Origin of the sequence: Nocardioides zeicaulis (genome assembly GCF_042432345.1) — a bacterium.
GTDB lineage: Bacteria > Actinomycetota > Actinomycetes > Propionibacteriales > Nocardioidaceae > Nocardioides > Nocardioides zeicaulis.
Genome location: NZ_JBHLXH010000001.1, coordinates 964,323 through 987,726, shown reverse-complemented (window position 1 = coordinate 987,726; position 23,404 = coordinate 964,323). Strand labels below are relative to the sequence as shown.

The following is a 23,404-nucleotide window of genomic DNA, read 5'->3' as shown; positions in this document are numbered from 1 at the left end:
CTACGGAAGACGCCCCACGGCGAGGGCATCGCGGCACGGGCCGCTATCGGCCACTATTGGCCGTCACCGGCCGCTACTGGCCGGTGCGCCCGTCGACGACCTCTCGGACCAGGTCCGCGTGCCCGCAGTGGCGGGCGTACTCCTCGATCATGTGCACGACGACGTCGCGCACCTCGATCTCCTCGCCGTCGACCGTGGGGACGACCTTGTCCAGGTCGGTGCGGTCGAGCACCTCCCGGGCGTGGGCCACCTCCTGCTCCCACACCTCGTACGACGCACGGACCAGGTCGTCGTCGGCGTCGGGGAAGGTGAACCCCGCGTCCTCGTCGTCACCGCGGAACAGGCGCGGGATCTCCATCCGCTCCTCGATGACCCTCCGGAACCAGCTGTGCTCGACGCGCGCCATGTGGCGCACCAGGCCGAGCAGCGAGATGTTCGACGGCGGCACCGCCTTCGTGGCCAGCTGCTCGGCCGACAGCCCGTCGCACTTGAGCGCCAGCGTCGTGCGGTAGTGCTCGAGGTAGCCCACCAGGCACTCCCGCTCGCCCCGCGTCGGTCCCGTCCCCGCCTCCCGCGGATCCTCCCCAGCCGGCAGCCACATCCCGTCGAAGCTCATGGCGTCCACCCAACCGGCCCGTCCTTCCCCCTCGCAACCGCTTTCCCTCCCCTCGCGGGGTAGTCCAGTGGCGAAACGCTGCCCCGTCGGGGTAGTCCAGTGGCACAACGCTGCCGAGTGGCCTCCGGTACGACGTCTTGCCACTGGACTACCCCGGCGGGCGGGCATCGAGGGGTAGTCCAGTGGCACAACGCTGCCGAGTGGCCTCCGGTAGGACGTTCTGCCACTGGACTACCCCGGCGGGGCCGGACGGCGAACTGCCCTGTGGACGACCGATACGCCGTCACCGTGACGGGAATGCTCTCCACATGCCCACCGTCCGCTGGTCCACGACGCGTCCCGGCCTCGTGGTGCCCCGGCCGATCGACAGGAGTGGGACGGGCGGGCCGACGCCAGCGGGGGCTCGTGGTCCCCGCTGGCGCAGCACCAGCCACGGCCTCTACGTCCCGGCCACGACGGAGTTGTCGGCCGACCAACGGATCGCCCAGGCCGCGGCCGTGCTGGGTGAGGACGAGGCGGTCACCGGGTGGGCAGCGCTCCACTGGGCCGGCGCCTCGTGGTTCGACGGGACGGCCGACGGCGTCGCGCTGCGCGACGTACCCCTCGTAGCGCGTCGGCACCTCGTCGCCCAACCGGGCTGCTCGGTGAGCCAGGAGTTCCTGCACCCACGCGAGATCGAGGTCGTCGACGGCCTGCCGATGACGCGTGCCGTGCGGTCGGTGGCCTACGAGATGAGGTACGCCGACGGGCTCGGCGACGCGGTCGAGGCCCTCGACATGGCCTGCTACGCCGACCTGGTCTCGGTCGCCGAGGTCGCGGCGTACGTCGCCCAGCTCGGCCCGGTCACCGGGATCCAGCAGGCCCGCGACGCGCTCGTCGAGGCGGACGAGAACTCGTGGTCGCCCCGTGAGACGCGGCTGCGCGGCGTGTGGACCCGTCGCGCGGGTCTGCCGCGACCCCGCTGCAACGTCCCGGTCTTCACCCTCGACGGGCGCCACGTCGGCACGCCCGACCTCATCGACCCGCTCTCGGGCCTGGTCGGGCTCTACCACGGGGACACCCACCTCTCCCTCGTCGGCGCCTCCGGCGACGCGGTCAAGGAGGACGCCTACAGGGACGTCGGGCTCGAGCCGGTCAGCGTGCTGGCGCCCCACTGGGGTGACCTGGACGCACTGGCGTCGAGGCTCGTCGCCGCCTCGCGCCGCGCCGCCGCCCGGCGGGGAGCACGAGCCTGGACGCTCGACCCACCTCGGTGGTGGACGCCGACGGACACCGTCGTACGGCGTCGCGCGCTCACCGAGGGACAGCGACGGCGCTACCTCCGGTATCGCCGCGCCGCCTGAGACGCAGGCACAACGGTCGCGGGTCGCGGGTCGCGGGCCGCTCGCGCCGGCTCGCGCCGCTGCACGCGCTGGGGTAGTCCAGTGACGAACTGTCGTCCGGCCGCCCTCCCGGCAGCGTTCTGCCACTGGACTACCCCGACCCGACAGCGTTCTGCCACTGGACTACCCCGGCCGGGCCGGCACGGAAGGGGGCAAACCGATTGGCAGCCGCCGGGCGGGGGGCCGTACGATCGCCAAAGGCGTCTGAGCCGTCATCAGCGGCGAGCCTCGGGAAGAACGGGTACGGCGATCCGGCCGCGGCCCCAGTAGAACCCGGCGGGTAGGCCCGACACAGCCGCAACGAAGCGGTCCGACCTCGGTGAGGCCGGACAAGCGAGGTGGTACCGCGGTCGGCAGATCGTCCTCGTGGTGAAGAGCCCGAGACGTACGACGCCACCGCGAGGAGCCCCCGATGACCTACCCGAAGGTCAGCCACACCGCCCACGAAGGCGCCACCACCGTGGCCAGCAGCCCGCGCTTCCCGGAGATCGAGGAGGCCGTGCTCGCCTACTGGGAGTCCGACGACACCTTCCGTGCGAGCGTCGAGCAGCGCGAGGCCGGCGCAGACGGCTCCAACGAGTTCGTCTTCTACGACGGCCCGCCGTTCGCCAACGGCCTGCCGCACTACGGCCACCTCCTCACCGGCTACGTCAAGGACCTCGTCCCGCGCTACCAGACGATGCGCGGCAAGCGTGTCGAGCGCCGCTTCGGCTGGGACACCCACGGCCTGCCCGCCGAGCTCGAGGCGATGCGCCTCAACGGCATCAAGACCACCGACGAGATCGTCGAGCTCGGCATCGAGAAGTTCAACGAGGCCTGCCGCCAGTCGGTGCTCAAGTACACCGGCGAGTGGCGCGACTACGTCACCCGCCAGGCGCGCTGGGTCGACTTCGACCACGACTACCGCACCATGAACCCCGAGTTCATGGAGTCGGTCATCTGGGCCTTCAAGCAGCTGCACGACAAGGGCCTGGTCTACGAGGGCTTCCGCGTCCTGCCCTACTGCTGGCAGGACGAGACGCCGCTGTCCAACCACGAGCTGCGGATGGACGACGACGTCTACCAGATGCGGCAGGACCCGGCCGTCACCGTCGGGTACGACGTCACGACCGAGGGCCCGTTCGAGGGCGTCAAGGTGCTCGTCTGGACGACGACGCCGTGGACCCTGCCGTCCAACCTCGCGGTGATGGTCGGCGAGGACATCGACTACGTCGTGGTCACCTCCGACGGCCCGACCGGCTCCCCGGAGCGCTACCTCGTCGCCGAGGCCCGGCTCGCGTCGTACGCCCGCGAGCTGGGCGAGAGCCCCGAGGTCACCTGGCGCGGCACCGGCGCCGACCTCGTCGGCCTGGAGTACACGCCGCCCTTCTCCTACTACGCCGGCCACGAGCGCGCCTTCCGCCTCGTGCCCGCCGAGTTCGTCACGACCACCGACGGCACCGGCCTGGTCCACACCGCCGGCGCGTTCGGTGAGGACGACAAGGTGGTCACCGACCGCGAGGGCATCGAGGCGGTCATGCCGGTCGGCAAGGACGGGCGGTTCACGTTCCCGGTCACCGACTACGAGGGCATGCAGGTCTTCGACGCCAACCTCCACGTCATCGACCACCTCAAGGCCGCCACCCGCGGCGACGGGCCCACCGGCAGCGTCTCGCCCGGCACCGTCCTGGTGCGCCGCGAGACCTACGACCACTCCTACCCGCACTGCTGGCGCTGCCGGCAGCCGCTGATCTACAAGGGCGTCTCGTCGTGGTTCGTCGAGGTGACCAAGGTCAAGGAGCGCCTGATCGCGCTCAACCAGGAGATCCGCTGGGTCCCCGACCACATCAAGGACGGCCAGTTCGGCAAGTGGCTGGAGAACGCCCGCGACTGGTCGATCACCCGCAACCGCTTCTGGGGCAGCCCGGTGCCGGTGTGGAAGTCCGACGACGAGCACCACCCCCGCATCGACGTCTACGGCTCCTTCGAGGAGATCGAGCGCGACTTCGGCACGCTGCCGCGCGACAAGGACGGCAACCCCGACCTGCACCGCCCGTTCGTCGACGAGCTCACCCGGCCGAACCCCGACGACCCGACCGGGAAGTCCACGATGCGCCGCGTCACCGACGTGCTCGACGTGTGGTTCGACTCGGGGTCGATGTCGTTCGCCCAGGTGCACTACCCGTTCGAGAACAAGGACTGGTTCGACGACCACTTCCCGGGCGACTTCATCGTCGAGTACATCGGCCAGACCCGCGGCTGGTTCTACACGATGCACGTCCTGGCCGGCGCGATCTTCGACCGCCCGGCGTTCTCCACGTGCGTCAGCCACGGCATCGTGCTCGGCAACGACGGGCAGAAGATGTCCAAGAGCCTGCGCAACTACCCCGACGTCCGCGAGGTCTTCGACCGCGACGGCGCCGACGCGATGCGCTGGTTCCTCATGTCGAGCCCGATCCTGCGCGGCGGCAACCTCGTCGTCACCGAGCAGGGCATCCGCGACTCGGTGCGCCAGGTGCTCATCCCGCTGTGGAACAGCTGGTCGTTCTTCACCCTCTACGCCAACGCCGCCGACGGCGGATCGGGCCGCGAGGCGACGTGGCGCACCGACAGCGCGCACCCGATGGACCGCTACATCCTGGCCAAGCTGCGCGACCACGTCGCGACGATGACCGACCAGCTCGACAACTACGAGGTGGCGGCCGCGTGCGACTCCACGCGCACCTTCCTCGACGTGCTGACCAACTGGTACATCCGGCGCTCGCGCGAGCGGTTCTGGGACGAGGACGGCGACGCCTTCGACACCCTCTACACGGTGCTCGAAGTCGTTTGCCGCGTGACCGCGCCGCTGCTGCCGCTGACCACGGAGGAGGTCTGGCGCGGCCTGACCGGCGAGCGGTCGGTGCACCTCACCGACTGGCCCGCCGCCGACGACCTCCCGGCCGACGAGGCGCTGGTGGCCTCGATGGACACCGTCCGCGACGTCTGCTCGGCGGGCTCCGCGCTGCGCAAGGCCGCCAACCTGCGCAACCGGCTGCCGCTCTCGCAGCTCACCGTGGTCAGCGACGCCGACCTCACCGGTTTCGAGCAGCTCGTCGCCGACGAGCTCAACCTCAAGCAGGTCGCGCTGCTGTCGGCCGACGCCCCCGAGGCGGCGGCGTACGGCGTCTCCCAAAGGCTCACCGTCAACGCCCGCGCCGCCGGCCCGCGGCTCGGCAAGGACGTGCAGCTCGCGATCAAGGGCTCGAAGTCGGGCGACTGGTCGGTCGCCGACGACGGGACCGTCACCGCCGGCGGCCTCGCGCTCGTCGAGGGGGAGTACGCCCTGGAGACCGTCGCGGGCTCGGCCGACGCCGACACCGCCATCGGCGTGCTCCCGCGCGGCGGCTTCGTCGTGCTCGACACGGCGGTGACGCCCGAGCTGGAGGCGGAGGGGACGGCGCGCGACCTGGTCCGCGCGGTCCAGCAGGCCCGCAAGGACGCCGGGCTGCAGGTCAGCGACCGGATCACGCTCACCGTGTCGGCTCCCGCCGCGACGATCGAGGCGGCCCGCACCCACGAGGCGCTGCTGGCCGAGGAGACCCTCGCCACGGGCGTGGCCTACGCAGAGGCCGACGCGCTCACGGTCGAGGTGGCGCGGGCATGAGCCTGGCCATCTGGCAGGACCTGTGCGTCGACGCGCGCGAGCCGCGCCGGCTGGCCGACTTCTGGGCGACGGTGATCGGGCTGACCCCCCGCGACGGCGAGCCGCCGATCGCGCTCGACGGGCCCACGCCCGGCCACCGGGTGTGGGTCAACCCCGTCACCCACCCGCGGGAGTCGAAGAGCCGCGTGCACCTCGACGTCTACGCCCGTGCGGTCTCCGACCTCGAGGCGCTGGGGGCGACGGTCGTGCTCCCGGCGGAGGAGAGCGGGTTCGGCTGGACGGTGATGCGCGACCCCGAGGGCGGTGAGTTCTGCGCGTTCGTCCGCGACGAGCTGCCGGCGTACCGCCTGCACGGGATCGTGGTCGACTGCGCCGACCCGGCGTCGACGGCCGCCTGGTGGGGCGACGTCCTCGGCGTGCCCGTGACCACCCACGAGGGGCACGACTGGCACACCCTCGAGCGGGTCACGCCCGACGACGTGCTCACCCTGGACTTCGTGCCGGTGCCCGAGCCGAAGGTCGGCCCCAACCCCGTCCACTGGGACGTGCAGGGCGAGGTCGGGGCGCTGCTCGACGCGGGCGCGACGCGGCTGTGGGACACCGGGCGCTGGACCGTGCTCGCCGACCCCGAGGGCAACGAGTTCTGCGTGTTCCCCCCGGCGGGTCACTGACCGGGACTGGTTGACTGGAGCCATGCAGCTCGATCTCTCCGCCGACGTCGTCACCCTCACCCGGCAGCTCGTCGACACGTTCTCGGTCAGCCACCACGAGCAGGAGATCGCCGACGCCGTCGAGGAGGCGCTGCGGACCCTGCCGCACCTCACCGTCACCCGGCGCGGCCACACGGTGGTCGCCCGCACCGACCTCGGACGCGCCGAGCGCGTCGTCGTCGCCGGGCACCTCGACACCGTGCCGCTCAACGACAACCTGCCCTCACGCCTGGAGGACGGGGTCCTGCACGGCCTCGGCACGTGCGACATGAAGGGCGGCGACGCGGTGATGCTCAAGCTCGCCGCCGACCTCGCCGAGCCCAACCGCGACCTCACCTTCATCTTCTACGAGGCGGAGGAGGTCGACTCGGTCCACAACGGCCTGCGCAAGCTCACCGAGAGCGACCCCGACCTGCTCGAGGCCGACTTCGCGATCCTCATGGAGCCCAGCAACGCCGCCATCGAGGCGGGATGCCAGGGCACCATGCGCGTCGACGTCCGCACGACCGGTGAGCGCGCCCACAGCGCCCGCAGCTGGAAGGGCGTCAACGCCATCCACCGGGCCGCGCCGGTCCTGGCCCGGCTCAACGACTACGTCGCCCGCGAGCCGGAGATCGACGGCCTGACCTACCACGAGGGCCTCAACGCCACCGGGATCCGCGGGGGCGTCGCCGGCAACGTGGTGCCCGACGAGTGCGTCGTCGAGGTCAACTTCCGCTTCGCCCCCGACCGCAGCGAGGCCGACGCCGAGGCCTACGTCCGCGCGTTCTTCGACGGCTTCGAGGTCACCGTGACCGACATGGCCGCGGGCGCGCTCCCGGGCCTGGACCGCCCGGCGGCGAAGGCGTTCGTCGACGCGGTCGGCGGCGAACCGGCGCCGAAGTTCGGCTGGACCGACGTCGCGCAGTTCACGAAGCTGGGCGTCCCGGCGGTCAACTTCGGGCCCGGCGACCCGATGTTCGCCCACAAGCAGGACGAGCACGTGCCGGTCGAGCACGTCGAGCGCTGCGAGCGGATCCTGAAGGAGTGGCTGTCGTGACCGACCAGCACCCGCCCGCCGACCCGCCCCACGACCGGATGCGCGGCCCCGTCGTCGAGCGCCGCGGCCAGGTCCGCGACGGCAGCACCACCGACGAGCGCCTGCTCGACTCGCGCGGCCCCACCGACTGGCTGCACTCCGACACGTGGCGCGTGATGCGGATCCAGGCCGAGTTCGTCGAGGGCTTCGGTGCGCTCGCCGAGCTCGGGCCGGCGATCGCCGTCTTCGGCTCGGCCCGCACGCAGCCCGACCACCCCCACTACGCGATGGGCGAGGACGTCGGGCGCAGGCTCGTCGAGGCCGGGTTCGCGGTCATCACCGGCGGCGGTCCCGGTGCCATGGAGGCCGCCAACAAGGGGGCCTGCGAGGCCGGGGGCGTCAGCGTGGGCCTCGGCATCGAGCTGCCCTTCGAGTCGGGCCTCAACCAGTGGGTCGACAAGGGCATCAACTTCCGCTACTTCTTCGCCCGCAAGACGATGTTCGTGAAGTACTCCCAGGGCTTCGTGGTGCTGCCCGGCGGCCTCGGCACCTTCGACGAGCTCTTCGAGGCGCTCACGCTCGTGCAGACCCGCAAGGTCACCTCGTTCCCGATCGTGCTGCTCGGCACGGCCTACTGGGGCGGGCTGATGGACTGGCTGCGCGGGACCGTGCTGGCCGAGGGCAAGGTCAGCCCCGCCGACCTCGACATGATGGTCGTGACCGACGACGTCGACGAGGCGGTCGCGATGATGGTCGCGGCGAGGGAGGCATCCTCATGAGCTGGCTGTTCGCGATCCTGGTCGTGCTGGTGATGGGCGGCGTGGCCGTCGTGGCGTCCGGCCGCGGCGGATCGATGCCCCCGGCCCACGACGACCGTCCCGACCTCGCGCTCCCGGACGACCGTCCCCTCGCGGCCGGCGACCTGCGCGCCGTGCGGTTCCCGCTGGCGGTGCGCGGCTACCGGATGTCCGACGTCGACGCGCTGCTGGCCCGGCTGGCGACCGAGATGGAGGACCGTCCCGCCCCGGGCACCTCGTCTGGCGACCCCGACCACCCCTAGGGCAGACTCCGGCGGCATGTCGTTCCCGATCGTCGTGTGGATCCTCACGGCCCTGGCCGCCGTGGCGATCGTGCTGACCCGGCTCCGCCTGCGTGGCGAGGGCGCCGCCGGCCGGCTGTCCATCGACCCGCGGGTGCCGCTGGCCCACTTCGTGGTGGGCACCGTCGCGCTCGTGCTGTGGATCGGCGTCCTGGTCGCGCCGGAGGACTCCCTGCTCGGGGGGCCGCTCTTCGGGATCGTCGCGGTCGCGGCCTGGTGGGTCACCGCCCTGTGCGGCGTCCTGATCCTGTCGCGCTGGCTGCCGACCAAGGGGCGGCACGCGCCCGCCGCCGCGGGCGACGGCTGGAGCGACGGTCCCGGGCTGTCGCTGCTGGCCCACCTCGGCATGGTCGTCGGCGTCCTGGTCTTCACCTACGCCTACCTCACGGCGGCCGTGTGAGGACCTCGGTCCTCCGACGTGCGGCGCTCGCCGCCGGGCTCGTGGCCGCGGTGACGACCGTGCCCCCGGCCGTCGGTTCCGGAGCGCCCGGCGCACCTCGCGTCGTGCCGCACGGGGAGGCCGCCCGCCCCGCGGTGGTCGAGGTCCGCACCCTCGGTCGGTCCGTGCGTGGACGCCCGATCCGCGCGTTCCGGCTGGGTGAGCCCGGCCGCCGCCGCGTCGTGCTGTTCTCGACGATGCACGGCAACGAGCGCAGCACGAAGGCGATCCTGGAGGGACTGCGCGACGGTCGCGCGATCCGCGGCGTCGACCTGTGGGTGGTGCCGACCTACAACCCCGACGGCTTCGCCGCGGGCACGCGGCGCAACGCGCACGGCGTCGACCTCAACCGCAACTTCCCCTACGCCTGGGCCGACCTCGACGGCTCCTACGAGTCGGGCCCCGGGCCGGCCAGCGAGCCCGAGACCCGCGCGGTGATGAAATTCCTGCGCGACGTCGACCCGGTGCGGGTGCTGAGCTTCCACCAGCCGCTCGACGGGGTCGACACCGACACCAAGGACCCGCGGTTCGCCCGCCGCGTGGCGCGCGCCCTGCGGCTGCCGCGCACGACGCTGGACTGCGGCGGGCTGTGCCACGGGACGATGACGATGTGGTTCAACCACCACTTCCGCGGCACCGCCCTCACCGTCGAGTACGGCGCGCACCCCTCGCGACGGCGGATGGCGACCGAGGCCCCGCGCCAGCTGCTCCACCTCTTCGGCGCCCACCGGACGAACGGCTGAGCCCCGGTCAGCGCCCCCGGAAGACCGGCTGCTGCTTGGTGACGAAGGCGTCGACGGCGGCGAGGTGGTCCTCGGTGCCGCCGGTCAGCGCCATCTTCTCCGCCTCGAAGGCGAGGGACTCCTCGAGCGGGTGGGCCGCAGAGTGCGCGACGGCCTGGCGGATCGAGCCGTACGCCACGGTGGGACCCGCGGCCAGGCGGCCCGCCAGCTCCGCGACCGCCTCGGCGAGCTGGTCGTCGGGCACGACACGGGTGGCCAGGCCGAGCTCGAGCGCCTCCTGCGCGGGGACGGTGCGGGGGAAGTAGAGCAGCTCCATCGCCCTGGGCTGCCCGACCAGGCGCGGCAGCGTCCAGCTCGACCCGGTGTCGCACGAGAGCGCGACGCCGGCGAACGAGGTGTTGTAGCCGGCCGACTCGACCAGGATCCGGAAGTCGGCGGCGAACGCGAGGCTGGCCCCGGCGCCGGCCGCGACGCCGTTGACCGCGGCGATCACCGGCTTCGCCATGGTGGCGAGGGCGTGGACGATCGGGTTGTAGTGGCGCTCGACCGTGTCCGACAGCGGCACGTCGGCCTCGCCCCTCAGGCCCGCCAGGTGCTCCTTGAGGTCCTGGCCCACGCAGAAGGCCCGTCCGGAGCCGGTGAGGACGACGCAGCGCACCTCGGGGTCCTCGGCGACCTGCAGCACCGTCGCGAGCAGGAGCTCCTTGGTGGCGACGTCGAGCCCGTTCATCGCGCCGGGCCGGTTGAGGGTGATCGTGGCCACCGCGTCGACCACGTCGAGCAGGACGGGGGCGTCGCCGGTGGGGGTGGTCGGGGAGGTCGAGGGGGAGGTCGAGGCGGACGTCGAGGGGGTCGTCATGGGGGCAGTCTGCCCGACGCGCTTCCACCGATCGTGCGCCCTGTGGTGCCGATCACGCGGCGCATGGGGGATACTGGGGTCCGTACGACGCCGATCGAGGTGGCCAGCACGTCTCAGCCGCCTCGATTCGCATGTGAAGAGCCACCATCGACGCGTTGATGGCTGAACAGGAAGAGGTGCGCCCATGGCCGCCATGAAGCCCCGCACGGGCGACGGACCGCTCGAGGTGACCAAGGAGGGCCGCGGCATCGTCATGCGCGTCCCGCTCGAGGGCGGTGGACGGCTGGTCGTGGAGCTGAACGCCGAGGAGGCAGCAGCTCTCGGGGACGCCCTCAAGGACGTCGTCGGCTGATCGTGGCCACGTCAGTGCAGCTGCCCACCCAGGTCTCCCCACCCGAGTTCGCGCTCAGCCCCGCGCTCCCGCACCAGATCGGCGGCGCCGAGGTCTGGGCGTTCCCGGTGGTCGCCGACCCCCACGGGCCGCTGCTCGGCCCGGGCGCCGACGAGGCGTCCGAGGCGCTCGGCCTCGACCTGCTCGCGGCCCTCGAGGCCACGCGCGCCACCGGTCGTCCGGGCGAGGTGACCACGGTGCCCGTGGCCCCGTCGCAGACCGACGGCGTGGCGCTCGTCCTGCTGGTCGGCGTCGGCGAGGGGTCGGTGACCGACTTCCGGCGCGCCGGCGCCGCCCTGGCCCGCGCCACGAAGGACCGCGCCAGCGTCGTCACCTCGCTGGCCGCGATCGCCCCCGAGGACGGCCTCGGTGCCGTCGTCGTCGGCGCCATGCTGGCCTCGTTCTCCTTCCACTGGCGCTCCGCCGGCCCCGAGACCCACCCCGTCGCCCGCATCGTGCTGGCCGGGGTGGCCGACGACGGCGCTGACGACGAGCTCGCCCGCGCGATCGCGCTCGGCGGAGCCGGCTGGCGCTCGCGCACCCTGGCCACGGTCCCGTCCAACCTCAAGAACCCCGCCTGGCTCGCCGAGCAGGCCGTCGAGGTCGGCGAGGCCGTCGGCCTCGAGGTGACCGTCTGGGACGAGCAGCAGCTCGCCGCGGAGGGCTTCGGCGGCATCCTCGCCGTCGGCGGCGGCTCGGTCAGCCCGCCGCGGCTCATCCGCATGGACTACACCCCGAGGTCCGCCGGCAGGCGCTCGGCCAAGCACCAGCCCACCGTCGTGCTCGTCGGCAAGGGCATCACCTTCGACAGCGGCGGCCTCGACATCAAGCCCGCCGAGTCGATGCTGACGATGAAGCGCGACATGAGCGGCGGCGCCGCCGTGATCGCCACGATGGCCGCGCTGCGCGACGTCGACTGCCCGGTGCGCGTCGTCGGCCTGGTCCCCGCCGCGGAGAACGCGGTGAGCGGATCCGCGATGCGCCCCGGCGACGTGGTCACCCACTTCGGCGGACGCACCTCCGAGGTCAACAACACCGACGCCGAGGGGCGGCTCGTCCTCGCCGACGCGATGGCGTACGCCGTCGCCAGGCTCGCGCCGACCGTCCTGCTCGACGTCGCCACCCTCACCGGCGCGATGAAGGTCGCGCTGGGCCAGTGGACCGGCGGCTACTTCGCCAACCACGAGGCCTTCGCCGAGCACCTCGAGGCCGCCTCCGTGGCGTCGGGCGAGCACGTGTGGCGGATGCCGCTGGTCGAGGACTACGAGGAGAAGGTGTCCTCGAAGATCGCCGACGGCGACAACGCGGCCGGCGGCGCCGGTGCGATCACGGCCGCGCTGTTCCTCCAGCACTTCGCCGGCGACGTGCCCTGGGCCCACATCGACTTCGCCTCCGCGGCCGAGTCCCCGGTCGACCGCCACGAGTGGACCGCCGGCCCCAGCGGCTGGGGTCCGCGCCTGCTGCTGTCGTGGCTCGGCTCGGAGGACCCGCTCGCCGGGATCTCCTGATGCTCGGGCTGAGCATCCGCTGGTCCCTCGTCGACGCCCCCGCCGGGGCGTCGGAGGAGCTCGCGGCCTACGTCGCCGACACCTCCCACGCCCGCTTCACCCAGATGGCGGGCCTGCGGTTCAAGGCCTGGCGGACCGTGCCGGGGGAGTGGTTCGAGGGCACCTACGTCTTCGCCTCCGACGAGGCGCGCGCGGAGTTCCAGCGTGCCTTCACCGAGACCGCCGCCGACGCGCCCGGCTCGCGGATCGTCGGCGCGCCCCCGGTCCTGGTCGAGGCCTGCGACGTGGTGGCCGTCGCCGAGGGCCGCGCCGGCTTCCTCGCGGCTCCCCGGCTGACCGAGGACCGCTGACGAGGCTCAGGCCTCGGGCGACCACTCCTTCTTGGCGGCCAGCAGGCCGTCGCCGACGGGCAGCAGCACCGGCACGAGCGCCTCGTGCTCGAGGATGGTGCGGCCGAGGTCGCGGATGGTGACGGTCTCCTCGTCGCGCTGGGCCGGGTCGGCGACGCGGTCGTGCCACAGCGCGTTGTCGAAGACCACCACCCCGCCGGGGCGCAGCAGCCGCAGCGCCTCCTTGAGGTACGCCGCGTACTCACGCTTGTCGCCGTCGCAGAAGACCAGGTCGTAGTGGCCGTCGGTCAGGCGGGGGAGCACGTCGAGCCCCGCACCGGCGATGGTGCGGGCACGGTTGGCGGGGATGCCCGCCTCGGTGAAGGTCTCCTTGGCGAGCCGCTGGTGCTCGGCCTCGATGTCGACCGTGGTCAGCACGCCGTCGGCGCGCATGCCGCGCAGCATCCACAGCCCGGACACCCCGGTGCCCGTGCCGATCTCCACGACGGCGCGGGCGTCGAGCACCGAGGCCAGGAAGCGCAGCGCCGCACCCGCACCGGGACCGACGGGCGTCACGCCGACCTCCTCGGCACGGCTGCGCGCCGCGGCCAGGATCTCGTCCTCGGCCACGAACGTCTCGGCGTAGGACCAGCTCGCGGGCTTGATCGGCGTGGTGATGGGGGCCTCCTGGGTCGGCGCCGGCCGAGGGCGTGGCGCGCCCGGCTCGAGCGTGGCGACTCTATCGCGCCGCGCGGCTTGGACGTGGCCGGGAACACACAGCACGGGTCGCACGTTGGAGGCAGAGGTTCCTACCGAGAAGTTCTTGGTCGGAGCGCACGGAGTTCACAGCGAACTCTCAGGCGCGATGCCTAGCGTCAGGAAGGACAGCGAACCGGTGCAGCTACGGTCGAAGAGGACGACGAGCCAGGGGGCTCCCGTGGGAGAGCAGGCCGAGGCCACGACCGGTGAGCAGGACGCCGTCCCGTCGTGGGACGAGATCGTCGAGCGGCACTCCGACCGGGTCTTCCGCCTGGCCTACCGGCTCACCGGCAACCGGCCCGACGCCGAGGACCTCACGCAGGAGGTCTTCGTCCGGGTCTTCCGCTCGCTCGACACCTACACGCCCGGCACCTTCGAGGGCTGGCTGCACCGCATCACCACCAACCTCTTCCTCGACGGGGCCCGCCGCAAGCAGCGGATCCGGTTCGACGCCCTGTCCGACGAGCGCGCCGCCCGCCTGACCAGCACCACCGCGGGCCCCGAGCTGGCGCTCGCCGACCAGACCTTCGACGACGACATCGAGACTGCGCTCGCCACCCTGCCGCCCGACTTCCGCGCGGCCGTCGTGCTGTGCGACGTCGAGGGCCTCAGCTACGAGGAGATCGCGGCGATCATGGGCGCCAAGCTCGGCACCGTGCGCTCCCGGATCCACCGCGGCCGCACCATGCTGCGCAAGGCGCTCGCCCACCGCGAGCCGGGCGCGGGCCGGCAGCGCTACTCCGGCCCGGTGCCGGCTCGCACCGAGGGGGCGGTCTCGTGGTGACCCACCTCGGCTCCCGGGTCAGCGCGCTCCTCGACGGGCGGCTCGCCCCCGAGGAGGAGGAGCGCTGCTGGGACCACGTCCACGCCTGCCACGCCTGCCGTGACCTCGTCGAGCAGGAGGGCAGGGTCAAGACCCAGCTCGCCCGCCTGTCGATGGGGCCGTCGTCGTGCTCGCGCGACCTGAAGTCGTCGCTCCTCGGCGGCTGCTCGAGCCTGACCCCCGAGCCGTTCCCGACCGTGTCCTCGCGCAGCCGACGTGGCCTGGTGGCCATCGGTGGTGGCGCTGCCGGTGCGTGCGTCGTGGGCGTCCTCGCCCTCGGCGTCGCCGGAGGCCCCGGGGGCGAGCCGCGCCCGCCCGTCACCGACCTGAGCCGGCCCACCGGGTCGGTCACCCCGGTCGTCTCGACCGACGACCGGTCGACCCGCACCCCGGTCGGACCCTCCCGGACGCCCCTCGCCGAGCGGCTCGTGGCGATCCGGGAGAAGATTGCTCCGTGACCGACGAGCACACGCCCGACGAGCAGCACCCCGACGAGCACCCCGACGAGCCCACGCAGCCTCTCGCGGGGTGGCGCGCGGGTGAGCCCCCGCGCGACGCGTCGCCCTCGTCGGACACGCCGTCAGCGGCATCCGAGGCGTCCGACAGCCCCGCCGAGCCGGCCGACCCGGAGCAGGCCCGCTCGGTCCAGCCCGAGGGCCGACCGTACGGCGCACCCGTGCCGGACGCGCGCGCTGCCGACCACGAGGACGCCCACGGCGCGGAGGACGACCGGGCCGCCCGGGAGGAGGTCCGGGACGACGGCCGGGACCAGGTCCACGAGTCGGCTCCCGAGACCCTGCCCATCGGCCCGCCCCCGCCCTACGCCGGCCCCGGCCCGGTGCCGGGCCCGTCGGGCTTCGGGCCCGGGCCCTACCCCGGCCCGGGGTTCGGCCAGCCCGGCCAGCCCGGACCGTACGGCCAGCACGTCTCGCGCCCGCCGGTCCGCAGGCTCCCGCTGTGGGTCTGGCCCTCGGTCGCCGCGCTGGCGCTCGTCGTCGGCCTCCTCGGCGGCCTCGCCGGCGGGGCGATCCAGGACCAGCTCGCCTCGCCTCCCGGCACGGTCGACAACGGCCTCCAGGGGGTCCGCACCCGCGCTGCCGCACCGCTCGACGCCGACAACGGCTCGGTGCCCGCCGTCGCGCAGGCGCTGCTGCCCAGCACGGTCCAGATCGTGGCCGAGTACGACGGCCAGGCGGGCGGCGCCACCGGCTCCGGGTTCGTCCTCGACCGCGAGGGCCACGTCGTCACCAACAACCACGTCGTGGCCTCGGCGGCCTCCGACGACGGCCCGATCGTCGTCATCGACAGCGACGGTCGCCGCCACGACGCGACGATCGTCGGCCGCAGCTCGGTCTACGACCTCGCCGTGCTCGACGTCGACGGAGCGGACGCCCTCGAGCCGGCCGCGCTCGGCGCCTCGCAGGCCCTCCACGTCGGTGACCCGGTCGTCGCCTTCGGCGCCCCGCTCGGGCTGAGCCAGACCGTGACCTCCGGCATCGTCAGCGCGCTCGACCGGCCCGTGACGACGTCGGGGGAGTCCGACGACGACTCGTCCTACATCAACGCCGTCCAGACCGACGCCGCGATCAACCCGGGCAACTCGGGCGGACCGCTGGTCAACCTCGCCGGCGAGGTCGTGGGCGTGAACTCCGCCATCGCCACGACCGGCGGCGCCTCGACGGAGGCGGGCAACATCGGCGTGGGCTTCGCCATCCCGATCGAGCAGGTGCGCACCACGGTCGACCAGATCCTGCGCACCGGCCGCGCGGAGTACCCCGTCATCGGCGCCCAGGTGCAGACCGGCGGTCAGCCCGACGCCGGCGGCGCGACCATCACCGAGGTCATGCCCGACACCCCCGCCGACCGTGCCGGCCTGCAGAAGGACGACGTGATCGTCGCGGTCGACGACCAGCCGGTCAACGACGGGATCGCCCTCATCGTGGCGATCCGCACCCACCTGCCCGGTGAGACCGTCGAGATGTCGGTCCTGCGCGGGGGCGACCAGCAGGTCGTCGAGGTCGAGCTCGACGGCAAGGTCGGGTAGTCAACCCCGACCCTCGTCAGCCACCGGGTCGGAGCCGCGCCTCACTCCACCCGGTCTCCCTGCTCGCTCTCGACGAACGGGTGCTGGTCGACGAACTGGCGGGTCTCGGCGTACATCCTCTGGATGAAGTCCTCGAGCTGCGCCCGCTCCACCCGCCACTGGCCGCGACCGCCGATCTTGATCGCGGGGAGGTCACCGCGACGGACGAGGGCGTAGACCTGGGCGCTGGAGGTGTTGAGCACCTCGGCGACGTCGGCCAGCGTCAGGAAGCGGGGGTCGTCGGGCATGGCACCCATCGTGCCACCGCCCGCGACGGCCGCGCGCGGCAGGCGCGGCCGTCCTGTGGAGGGGAGCGCGGCGGAGGGGGCCTGTGGAGAGCGAGGTGTAGACCGGCCGCGAGCAGGCAATGATGCCGGGTGTGTCTCGGAAACAGCCCCAGTCGACCCCTCATGCCGACGTCCCCGTCGCCACCCGCACCGGCTCGCCCGGCTGGCGCGACCCGCGCCTGTGGGTCGGGGTCGTGCTCGTCGCCGGGTCGGTCGTCGCGGGCGCCCGGATCATGGCCGGCGCCGACGACATGACGCCCGTCTGGTCGGCCTCCTCCGACCTGGTGGCCGGCGAGACGCTCACCGCCGACGACCTGGTCGCCACCCGGGTGCGCTTCGACGACGCCTCCGACCGCGCGCGCTACCTCCCGGTGGAGTCCGAGCTGCCGGCCGACCTGACGCTCAGCCGCCCGCTCGCCTCCGGCGAGCTCGTCCCCGCGGCGGCGCTCGGGCCGGAGCCGACCGAGGAGGCCGTCGCGGTGTCGCTGGCCGTGGCCACCGAGGACGTCCCGACCGACCTGGTGAGGGGCTCGCGCGTCGACGTGTGGGTCGTCGGCGAGGACCGCGGGCGTCGCGCCGGTGCCGAGCTGGTGCTGGAGGACGTCCTGGTCCTCGACGCACCCGTCGTGTCCGACTCGTTCGCCACCGCCACCTCGCGCCAGCTGGTGCTGGAGGTGCCCACGGCAGACGACGGACCCCTCGCGGAGGTGCTCGCCGCGAGCGGCGACGACCGCGTCCGCGTCGTCGGGCGGGCGTGAGCGTGCTCTGCGTCCTGCTGCTCGCGGCCGGCGAGGGCTGGGAGGCGCCCGCGCTGGCCGACCTCGAGGCGCACCCGGGTGTCGTCGTGCTCAAGCGGTGCGTCGACGTCGACGACCTGCTCGCCGCGGTGACCAGCGGACAGGCCGACGTGGCGGTCCTCGCCCTCGACGCGCCCGGCCTCGACCCGTCGGTGGTCGCCCACCTGCGCCGCCACGCCGTGCGCCCGGTGGCGGTCACCGGGGCGCGATCCGACGACCTCGACGTCCGCGAGCACGCCCACCGCCTCGGCATCACCGCCGTGGTCGGCGCGGGGGAGCTCGCCTCGCTGCCGGCGGTCGTGTCCAGCGTGGAGGACGTCCTCGACACCCGGCCCCGCGCGGCGTCACCCCTGAAGGCTGCGCCGGCCGGACCGTCCCCCCGGGCCGGCCGGGTCGTCGTGGTGTGGGGCCCGACGGGCGCCCCGGGGCGTACCACGGTCGCGACCAACCTGGCCGCCGAGGTGGCCCGCCGCGGCACCGACGCCGTGCTCGTCGACCTCGATCCCTACGGCGGCGCGGTGGCCCAGCAGCTGGGGATCCTCGACGAGGTGTCAGGGCTGCTCTCGGCGTCGCGGCTGGCCGGCGCGGACCAGCTGGAGGACCGCTTCGCCTCCACCTGCCGCGCCTTGGGCGCCCACCTGGCGGTCGTCACCGGCCTCCCACGCGCCGACCGGTGGCGCGAGGTGCGCCCCGCGCACGTCGAGCAGCTGCTCGAGGCGGCGCGCGGCCTCGGCGAGGTGGTGGTCGACACCGGGTTCAGCATCGAGGACGACGCCGGGTCCGACTTCGGCGGGCGGCCGGCGCGCAACACGCTGACGCTGGCCGCGCTGGAGCAGGCCGACGAGGTGGTCGTGGTCGGCAGCGCCGACCCCGTGGGCCTGGCCCGGCTGGCCCGGGCGCTGGTGGAGCTGCGCGACCGGGTCGAGGGCGTGCCGGTGCGGGTGGCGGTCAACCGGATGCGCGGCACGATCGGGTGGTCGGAGAAGGACATCGCGGGCATGGTCGAGGGCTTCAGCCTGGTCGCCGGCCTCCACTTCCTGCCCGATGACGTGTCCGCGACCGACCGCGCCCTGCTCACCGGCCATCCGGTCGTCGAGGCGGGGGAGGGCTCGCTCGCGCGGAGCCTCGGGGCGCTCACCGATGCCGTCTTCCCCGCCACGCTGGGCGGTCCCGCCGGGCCCGGGGCCGGGAGGCGAGCCGGTCGTCCGCCGTTCCCGCGGAGCGGGGGCCGGTGGCGCGCCGGAGGGCGAGCAGGGCGCCGCAACGTCTAGAACGCTGTCACGAATCTTTTACGTTGGGTCAAGACTCGTCGTAAAGTGAGGGATCCGCACGAAGGAGAACCCTCGGTGACCTCACCTGCTCGCGCGTGCGCCTGTGCGCTGCTCACCCTGTCCCTGGCCGCCATGCCGGCCCTCGCCTCTGCTCGGGTGCCCTCCGGCACGACCGGCGACGACACGATCGTCGGCAACGAGCGGCCGAACCACATCATGGCCCTCGGCGGCCGCGACCGCGTGGTCGGCAACGGCTCCGACGACGTCATCTACGGCGGAGCGGGCAACGACGTTCTCGACGGCGGCGACGGCAACGACTGGATCACCGCCCAGCCCGGCCGCGACTCGGTCACCGGAGGTCTGGGCAACGACCGCATCGACGGCGGTCAGGGCGACGACACCGTCTACGGCGGCGAGGGCGACGACGTGCTCAGCGCCAACGTCGGCGACGACGTGGTCTACGGCGAGAACGGCAACGACACCCTCGGCGGCAACGACGGCAACGACCGCCTGGTCGGCGGCGAGGGCTCCGACAAGCAGGTCGGCGGGGCCGGCGACGACTGGATCGACGCCGGACCCGGCGACGACGGTGCCATCCAGGGTGGCCCCGGCAACGACGTGCTGATCGACGGCGACGGCAACGACTGGCTCGTCAAGGGCGACGAGGGCGACGACACCGTCTTCCTCGGCCCGGGCGCCGACAAGGTCTTCACCGAGCAGGGCAACGACACCGTCTACGTGCTCGCCGACGGCCAGCCCGACAAGATCCGCTGCGACGACGGTGGCCAGGAGCAGGGCGGCGCCGACCGCGTCGTCTTCGTCGGGACCCGTGACCCGCTCGACGTGGTGGACCCGTTCGGCACCTGCGAGTCGGTCGAGGTCGTCCGCGAGGCGCCGCCGGGCTGGCCCTACGGACCGGTCGCCCGCGTCACGCCGCGAACAGCAGGTACAGACCTCCCGCGGTGAACGCCACCATCGCGACCAGCAGCGGCAGCTGACCGGTCAGCTGGTGGCGGCGCGGCAGCAGCTTGATGGCCCGGTCGTGGGCCGCGACCACGCCGAGCACGTGCCCGGTCACGACCGCGAGCACCTTGACGACCGCGAGCGCCGTCGGGTGGGACGAGATCCAGTAGCTGACCTGCAGGTCGCCGGTGCGGAGGTAGTCGTCGCCCCGCGTGAACGGGTCGCTGAGCTGGATCACGACGAGCTGGCCGTACTCGAACAGGAACGTCAGGTAGTGGGCCGCGATGTAGCCCACGATGATCGGCACGATGGAGTGCGCGAACAGGTCCGGCAGCGCCCGCCGGGGCGTGTCGCTGGTGACCCCGGTGGCCATGGTGGCGACCGCGAGGATCGCGATCACGCCGCCCGAGAAGACCACCAGGCCGAGCGTGTCGGGCAGCACCCGCGAGACCGACATCGACTGCACGGCCCGCAGCCACGGGGTCGACTCGCGGAAGGAGTCGAACGCGGTGCTGCCGAACAGCACGCCGACCACGGCGACCAGGCCGGGGCGGGCGACGAGGGTGTCGAGGTTCGCCAGCGGGCTGCGCAGCACGAGGCGGCCGTCGCGCCGACCCCAGACCGACAGCTTCGCCACGAGCGAGGAGTAGACCTCGAAGGGGTCGGCCCGCTCGAGGAAGCGCGTGCCCCACACGGCGGAGCCGATGAGCATGATCGCCAGGTAGAGCGCGCACCACAGCCGGACGGGGCCGACGTCGGTGGAGTGGGGGTAGACCAGCTCGAGCCAGACGAAGGCGAACAGCCCGGCGGCGGCCGGCCAGTAGCCGAGGCGCTCGGGGTAGTCCCGCATGCCCTCGCCCTCGGGCACGCCGGAGACCTTCGCGAGCAGCATCGCGATGGTGCGCGCGGGGCTGATGGCCCGGAAGAACCGACCGAGGAGGAGCGAGGCCGGCACGATGCCGACCCAGAGCAGGGCGTAGAACGTGCCGAGGAACGGGTTGACCAGGGTGTCCTTGCCGAAGACCGCGGCGGCCCCGACGTAGAGGAAGAACACCATGCCCGCGACGCGGGCCACGACCGCGAGCGCGCGCGAGGAGACCAGCCGGTCGAGCCACGCGGGGGCAGGGCGGCCGCTGGTGGCCGGGTCGTAGCGCGGCTCGCGCCACGCGACGGCCAGGACGGTGAACGAGACCACGAGCGCCGCGACGGCACCCGCGATCGCCAGCTCGGAGGGGATCGGCAGGTCCTTCGCCCCGCCGAGCCCGTGGGCCGAGATCGTGCCCGGCACGCTCAGCGGACCTCGAGCTGGAGCACGACCGACGCGGGCTCGTGGCTCTCGACCTCGACGACGCCGGGACGGTCGATGGTGATCTCGTGCTCGGAGGTGCCGGCGTCGTACTCGATCTCCTGCTCGGGCGTGCTGTGCACGTGGAACTCGCCGGCGACGTCGGAGGTGATCGTCAGGTCGAGCGTCTGGCCGACGGCCAGCTCGACGCGCTCGCCGTTGGGGGTGAAGGTGTCGCCGTCGCGGGTCACGGTGACCGCCACCGCCTCGCTGCTCGACGAGCCCGACCCGGCCGGGGTGGACGAGGTGTCGTCGTCCGCGCTCCCGCCGCAGGCGCTGAGGCCGAGGGCGAGCACGAGGGCGAGGGGCGTGAGGCGGGACAGGCCGCGACGAGACATCGGTGGTACTCCTTGGGGCACGGGTCGGTGACCGGCGGTCAGGTCGCACGACGGCGCACCGGCTCTGCCAGAATCCCACGAGAGCCAAGACGACGACGAGAGGGCACCATGCGCGAGCGCAGCGAGCGAGACGTCCACCACAGGGTGACCGTGCCCGGCCCGCGCGCCGAGCGAAGCGAGCACGTGGGTGGGTGAGCGGCTGCGGCCGCGGGACCTGGCGATCCTGGCGGCCGAGTCACCGACGACGCCCCTGCACAACGCCACGCTGGAGGTCTTCGACCCGGGCGACTCCGGGTTCGACCACGACCGCCTGGTGCAGCTCATCGCCGACCGGATCGCCTTCGTCCCGCGCTACCGCCAGCGTCTCCAGCTGGTGCCGGGGCGCCTGGCCAACCCGGTGTGGGTCGACGACGAGCACTTCGACCTCGGCTTCCACGTACGCCGCTCGGCCCTGCCGCGCCCCGGCAGCATGGACCAGCTGCGCGAGCTCGTGGCCCGCATCGCCTCCCGCCCGCTCGACCGCACCCGCCCCCTGTGGGAGTGCTACTTCGTCGAGGGCCTCGAGCGCGGCCACGTCGCGCTGCTGACCAAGAGCCACCAGATCCTCGTCGACGGTCGCGAGACGGTCGACATCGGGCAGGTCCTGCTCGACACCTCACCGCACCGGTCCACGCTCGGCCACGACGACGACTGGCGCCCGCGCCGCGCCCCCGGGCCGCTGGGCCTGGCCCTCGACGCCCTGACCGACAGCGTGGAGAGCCCGTCGACGGTCTGGCGGACCACCCGCGCCAACGCAGAGGCGCTCACCCGTCGTGCCACGGCGACGGGAGCGCGGGTCGCCGAGGTGGCCAACGCGCTCGCCGGCCGTGGCCCGGTCCACTCCTCGCCGGTCCACCGCCGCCTGTCCCAGCAGCGGCGCTTCGTCGCCGTGCGCACCGAGCTGGCCGACCACCGGGCGATCCGCGAGGCGCGGGGCGGCACCGTCAACGACGTGATCCTCGCGGTGGTCGCCGGGGGACTCCGGGGCTGGCTGATGGCGCGGGCGGAGTCGATGGCCGGGCTGCGCACGATCAAGGCCATCGTCCCGATGTCGGTCATCGACGACGAGCTCGAGGCGACCTCGCTCGGCACCCAGATCACCGGTCACCTGGTGCACCTGCCGATCAGCGAGCCGAGCCCGCTCATGCGGCTCCACCAGGTGAGCTACGACCTCAAGGCCCACGGCGACAACGGCCGAGCCGTCTCGGCCCGACGGCTCTCGGGGATCGCCGGCTTCGCGCCGACGACGTTCCACGCCCTCGGCTCGCGCCTCGCGGTCGCCGAGCTGCGCCACGGCTTCCACGTCTCGATCACCAACGTGCCCGGCCCGCAGTTCCCGCTCTACGCCGACGGGGCCCGGATGCTCGAGTCCTACCCCGTGCACCCCCTGCTGCCCGACCACCCGCTGGCGATCGGCGTGACGTCCTACGACGGCGGCGTCTTCTACGGCATCACCGCCGACCGCGACGCCGTTCCCGACGCCGACACCCTCGGCCAGTGCGTCCTCGAGGCGCTCGAGGAGCTGCGCGACGTCGCCTCCGACACCGCACCCCGCGCACCCCGCGGCCGCGGGGGTTCCAGGCGGACGCCGCCGGCCACCACCGGGAAGGGACCCCGCCCATGACCCGGCGCTACCTGCCCAGCACCTTGCCCCGCCTGGCACAGGAGTGGGGCGCAACGGGACCGACCCACGACGACGCCGTCGTGGCGGAGGGCGACGCCGAGGAGCAGGAGTACGCCGCGCTGATGACCGCGGCGGACGTCTCGGCCGAGCTCGTCGGGGGCCTGTCGAACGGGCAGCGCCGCCGGGTCGTGGTGGTCGCCGAGACCCCAGCCCTCGAAGGACCGGTGGCGTGGCGCGAGGTGGTCGCGGTGCACGTCGACGACCACGACGACGCCGACCCAGACGACGACCTGGCGTGGTGGGCCACCCAGGAGATCGGTGACCTGCTGACCTCGCTTTGAGGGGTGCGTGCGTCT

General features: G+C 73.4%; 25 protein-coding genes. 19 read left to right on the top strand and 6 right to left on the bottom strand.

Annotated elements, in window-relative coordinates:
* Positions 1–73 precede the first annotated feature (73 nt).
* Positions 74–616 carry a DinB family protein gene (locus ACFFJG_RS04905; protein ID WP_378517479.1) on the bottom strand — a complete coding sequence of 181 codons (543 nt, stop codon included), beginning with the start codon at positions 614–616 and terminating at the stop codon, positions 74–76.
* Between the two features lie 308 nt (positions 617–924).
* On the opposite strand from ACFFJG_RS04905, the gene ACFFJG_RS04900 reads away from it, so the two are divergent.
* The 8 genes from ACFFJG_RS04900 (at position 925) to ACFFJG_RS04865 (ending at position 9,632) form a co-directional block, all read left to right on the top strand.
* Complete coding sequence (locus ACFFJG_RS04900) at positions 925–1,959, top strand: hypothetical protein (protein WP_378517478.1); 1,035 nt, start codon at positions 925–927, stop codon at positions 1,957–1,959.
* Positions 1,960–2,410: 451 nt separating this feature from the next.
* Positions 2,411–5,623, top strand: coding sequence for an isoleucine--tRNA ligase (ileS, locus tag ACFFJG_RS04895; RefSeq protein WP_378517477.1), 3,213 nt, complete (start codon positions 2,411–2,413; stop codon positions 5,621–5,623).
* Complete coding sequence (locus ACFFJG_RS04890; protein ID WP_378517476.1) at positions 5,620–6,294, top strand: VOC family protein; 675 nt, start codon at positions 5,620–5,622, stop codon at positions 6,292–6,294. Before ileS ends, ACFFJG_RS04890 begins: the two co-directional genes overlap by 4 nt.
* Positions 6,295–6,316: 22 nt before the next feature.
* Complete coding sequence (dapE, locus tag ACFFJG_RS04885; RefSeq protein ID WP_378517475.1) at positions 6,317–7,372, top strand: succinyl-diaminopimelate desuccinylase; 1,056 nt, start codon at positions 6,317–6,319, stop codon at positions 7,370–7,372.
* Between the two features lie 38 nt (positions 7,373–7,410).
* On the top strand, positions 7,411–8,130 hold the full coding sequence (locus ACFFJG_RS04880) for an LOG family protein (protein WP_378519452.1): 720 nt from the start codon (positions 7,411–7,413) through the stop codon (positions 8,128–8,130).
* Positions 8,127–8,411, top strand: coding sequence for a DivIVA domain-containing protein (locus tag ACFFJG_RS04875; RefSeq protein ID WP_378517474.1), 285 nt, complete (start codon positions 8,127–8,129; stop codon positions 8,409–8,411). The genes ACFFJG_RS04880 and ACFFJG_RS04875 overlap by 4 nt, the downstream gene beginning before the upstream one ends.
* Before the next feature lie 16 nt (positions 8,412–8,427).
* Positions 8,428–8,850 (top strand): hypothetical protein, encoded by a 423-nt coding sequence (locus ACFFJG_RS04870; protein WP_378517473.1) that lies wholly within the window; start codon positions 8,428–8,430, stop codon positions 8,848–8,850.
* Positions 8,847–9,632 carry a M14 family zinc carboxypeptidase gene (locus ACFFJG_RS04865; protein ID WP_378517472.1) on the top strand — a complete coding sequence of 262 codons (786 nt, stop codon included), beginning with the start codon at positions 8,847–8,849 and terminating at the stop codon, positions 9,630–9,632. Before ACFFJG_RS04870 ends, ACFFJG_RS04865 begins: the two co-directional genes overlap by 4 nt.
* Before the next feature lie 7 nt (positions 9,633–9,639).
* Here ACFFJG_RS04865 and ACFFJG_RS04860 read toward each other — a convergent pair whose 3' ends face one another.
* Positions 9,640–10,491, bottom strand: coding sequence for an enoyl-CoA hydratase/isomerase family protein (locus tag ACFFJG_RS04860; protein ID WP_378517471.1), 852 nt, complete (start codon positions 10,489–10,491; stop codon positions 9,640–9,642).
* Between the two features lie 184 nt (positions 10,492–10,675).
* Between ACFFJG_RS04860 and ACFFJG_RS04855 the strand changes: the two genes are divergently transcribed.
* The 3 genes from ACFFJG_RS04855 to ACFFJG_RS04845 are packed head-to-tail and all read left to right on the top strand — an operon-like array spanning position 10,676 to position 12,740.
* Entirely contained in the window at positions 10,676–10,843 is a 168-nt protein-coding gene (locus tag ACFFJG_RS04855) for a DUF3117 domain-containing protein (RefSeq protein WP_121138412.1), read from the top strand.
* A gap of 2 nt (positions 10,844–10,845) precedes the next feature.
* Complete coding sequence (locus tag ACFFJG_RS04850; RefSeq protein ID WP_378517470.1) at positions 10,846–12,390, top strand: leucyl aminopeptidase family protein; 1,545 nt, start codon at positions 10,846–10,848, stop codon at positions 12,388–12,390.
* Complete coding sequence (locus ACFFJG_RS04845; RefSeq protein WP_378517469.1) at positions 12,390–12,740, top strand: hypothetical protein; 351 nt, start codon at positions 12,390–12,392, stop codon at positions 12,738–12,740. The genes ACFFJG_RS04850 and ACFFJG_RS04845 overlap by 1 nt, the downstream gene beginning before the upstream one ends.
* A 6-nt stretch (positions 12,741–12,746) precedes the next feature.
* On the opposite strand, the gene ACFFJG_RS04840 is transcribed toward ACFFJG_RS04845, so the two are convergent.
* Positions 12,747–13,385 (bottom strand): O-methyltransferase, encoded by a 639-nt coding sequence (locus tag ACFFJG_RS04840; protein ID WP_378519451.1) that lies wholly within the window; start codon positions 13,383–13,385, stop codon positions 12,747–12,749.
* A 199-nt stretch (positions 13,386–13,584) separates the two neighbouring features.
* Here ACFFJG_RS04840 and sigE point away from each other — a divergent pair, with 199 nt between their 5' ends.
* From sigE to ACFFJG_RS04825, 3 genes are read left to right on the top strand one after another with little or no spacing between them, the layout of a single operon-like run.
* On the top strand, positions 13,585–14,262 hold the full coding sequence (sigE, locus tag ACFFJG_RS04835; RefSeq protein WP_378517468.1) for an RNA polymerase sigma factor SigE: 678 nt from the start codon (positions 13,585–13,587) through the stop codon (positions 14,260–14,262).
* The gene (locus ACFFJG_RS04830) at positions 14,256–14,759 is read left to right on the top strand and encodes an anti-sigma factor (RefSeq protein ID WP_378517467.1); all 504 of its coding nucleotides are present in this window, start codon (positions 14,256–14,258) and stop codon (positions 14,757–14,759) included. The genes sigE and ACFFJG_RS04830 overlap by 7 nt, the downstream gene beginning before the upstream one ends.
* The gene (locus ACFFJG_RS04825) at positions 14,756–16,345 is read left to right on the top strand and encodes a S1C family serine protease (RefSeq protein WP_378517466.1); all 1,590 of its coding nucleotides are present in this window, start codon (positions 14,756–14,758) and stop codon (positions 16,343–16,345) included. The genes ACFFJG_RS04830 and ACFFJG_RS04825 overlap by 4 nt, the downstream gene beginning before the upstream one ends.
* Positions 16,346–16,386: 41 nt before the next feature.
* Here ACFFJG_RS04825 and ACFFJG_RS04820 read toward each other — a convergent pair whose 3' ends face one another.
* Positions 16,387–16,632: a helix-turn-helix domain-containing protein gene (locus ACFFJG_RS04820; protein WP_378517465.1), complete on the bottom strand. Its 246-nt coding sequence runs from the start codon at positions 16,630–16,632 to the stop codon at positions 16,387–16,389.
* 131 nt (positions 16,633–16,763) lie between these two features.
* On the opposite strand from ACFFJG_RS04820, the gene ACFFJG_RS04815 reads away from it, so the two are divergent.
* The 3 genes from ACFFJG_RS04815 (at position 16,764) to ACFFJG_RS04805 (ending at position 19,705) form a co-directional block, all read left to right on the top strand.
* On the top strand, positions 16,764–17,429 hold the full coding sequence (locus ACFFJG_RS04815) for a CpaB family protein (RefSeq protein WP_378517464.1): 666 nt from the start codon (positions 16,764–16,766) through the stop codon (positions 17,427–17,429).
* On the top strand, positions 17,426–18,739 hold the full coding sequence (locus ACFFJG_RS04810; protein WP_378517463.1) for a CpaE/TadZ family protein: 1,314 nt from the start codon (positions 17,426–17,428) through the stop codon (positions 18,737–18,739). The genes ACFFJG_RS04815 and ACFFJG_RS04810 overlap by 4 nt, the downstream gene beginning before the upstream one ends.
* A gap of 75 nt (positions 18,740–18,814) precedes the next feature.
* The gene (locus ACFFJG_RS04805) at positions 18,815–19,705 is read left to right on the top strand and encodes a calcium-binding protein (protein WP_378517462.1); all 891 of its coding nucleotides are present in this window, start codon (positions 18,815–18,817) and stop codon (positions 19,703–19,705) included.
* On the opposite strand, the gene ACFFJG_RS04800 is transcribed toward ACFFJG_RS04805, so the two are convergent.
* Both ACFFJG_RS04800 and ACFFJG_RS04795 read right to left on the bottom strand, forming a co-directional pair.
* Positions 19,668–20,990, bottom strand: a complete 1,323-nt coding sequence (locus tag ACFFJG_RS04800; protein WP_378517461.1) for a hypothetical protein — start codon at positions 20,988–20,990, stop codon at positions 19,668–19,670. The genes ACFFJG_RS04805 and ACFFJG_RS04800 overlap by 38 nt on opposite strands.
* 2 nt (positions 20,991–20,992) lie before the next feature.
* Complete coding sequence (locus ACFFJG_RS04795; protein WP_378517460.1) at positions 20,993–21,385, bottom strand: hypothetical protein; 393 nt, start codon at positions 21,383–21,385, stop codon at positions 20,993–20,995.
* Positions 21,386–21,572: 187 nt separating this feature from the next.
* On the opposite strand from ACFFJG_RS04795, the gene ACFFJG_RS04790 reads away from it, so the two are divergent.
* Complete coding sequence (locus ACFFJG_RS04790) at positions 21,573–23,048, top strand: WS/DGAT/MGAT family O-acyltransferase (RefSeq protein WP_378517459.1); 1,476 nt, start codon at positions 21,573–21,575, stop codon at positions 23,046–23,048.
* Positions 23,045–23,389: a DUF6912 family protein gene (locus tag ACFFJG_RS04785; protein WP_378517458.1), complete on the top strand. Its 345-nt coding sequence runs from the start codon at positions 23,045–23,047 to the stop codon at positions 23,387–23,389. Before ACFFJG_RS04790 ends, ACFFJG_RS04785 begins: the two co-directional genes overlap by 4 nt.
* The last annotated feature ends 15 nt before the right edge of the window (positions 23,390–23,404 follow it).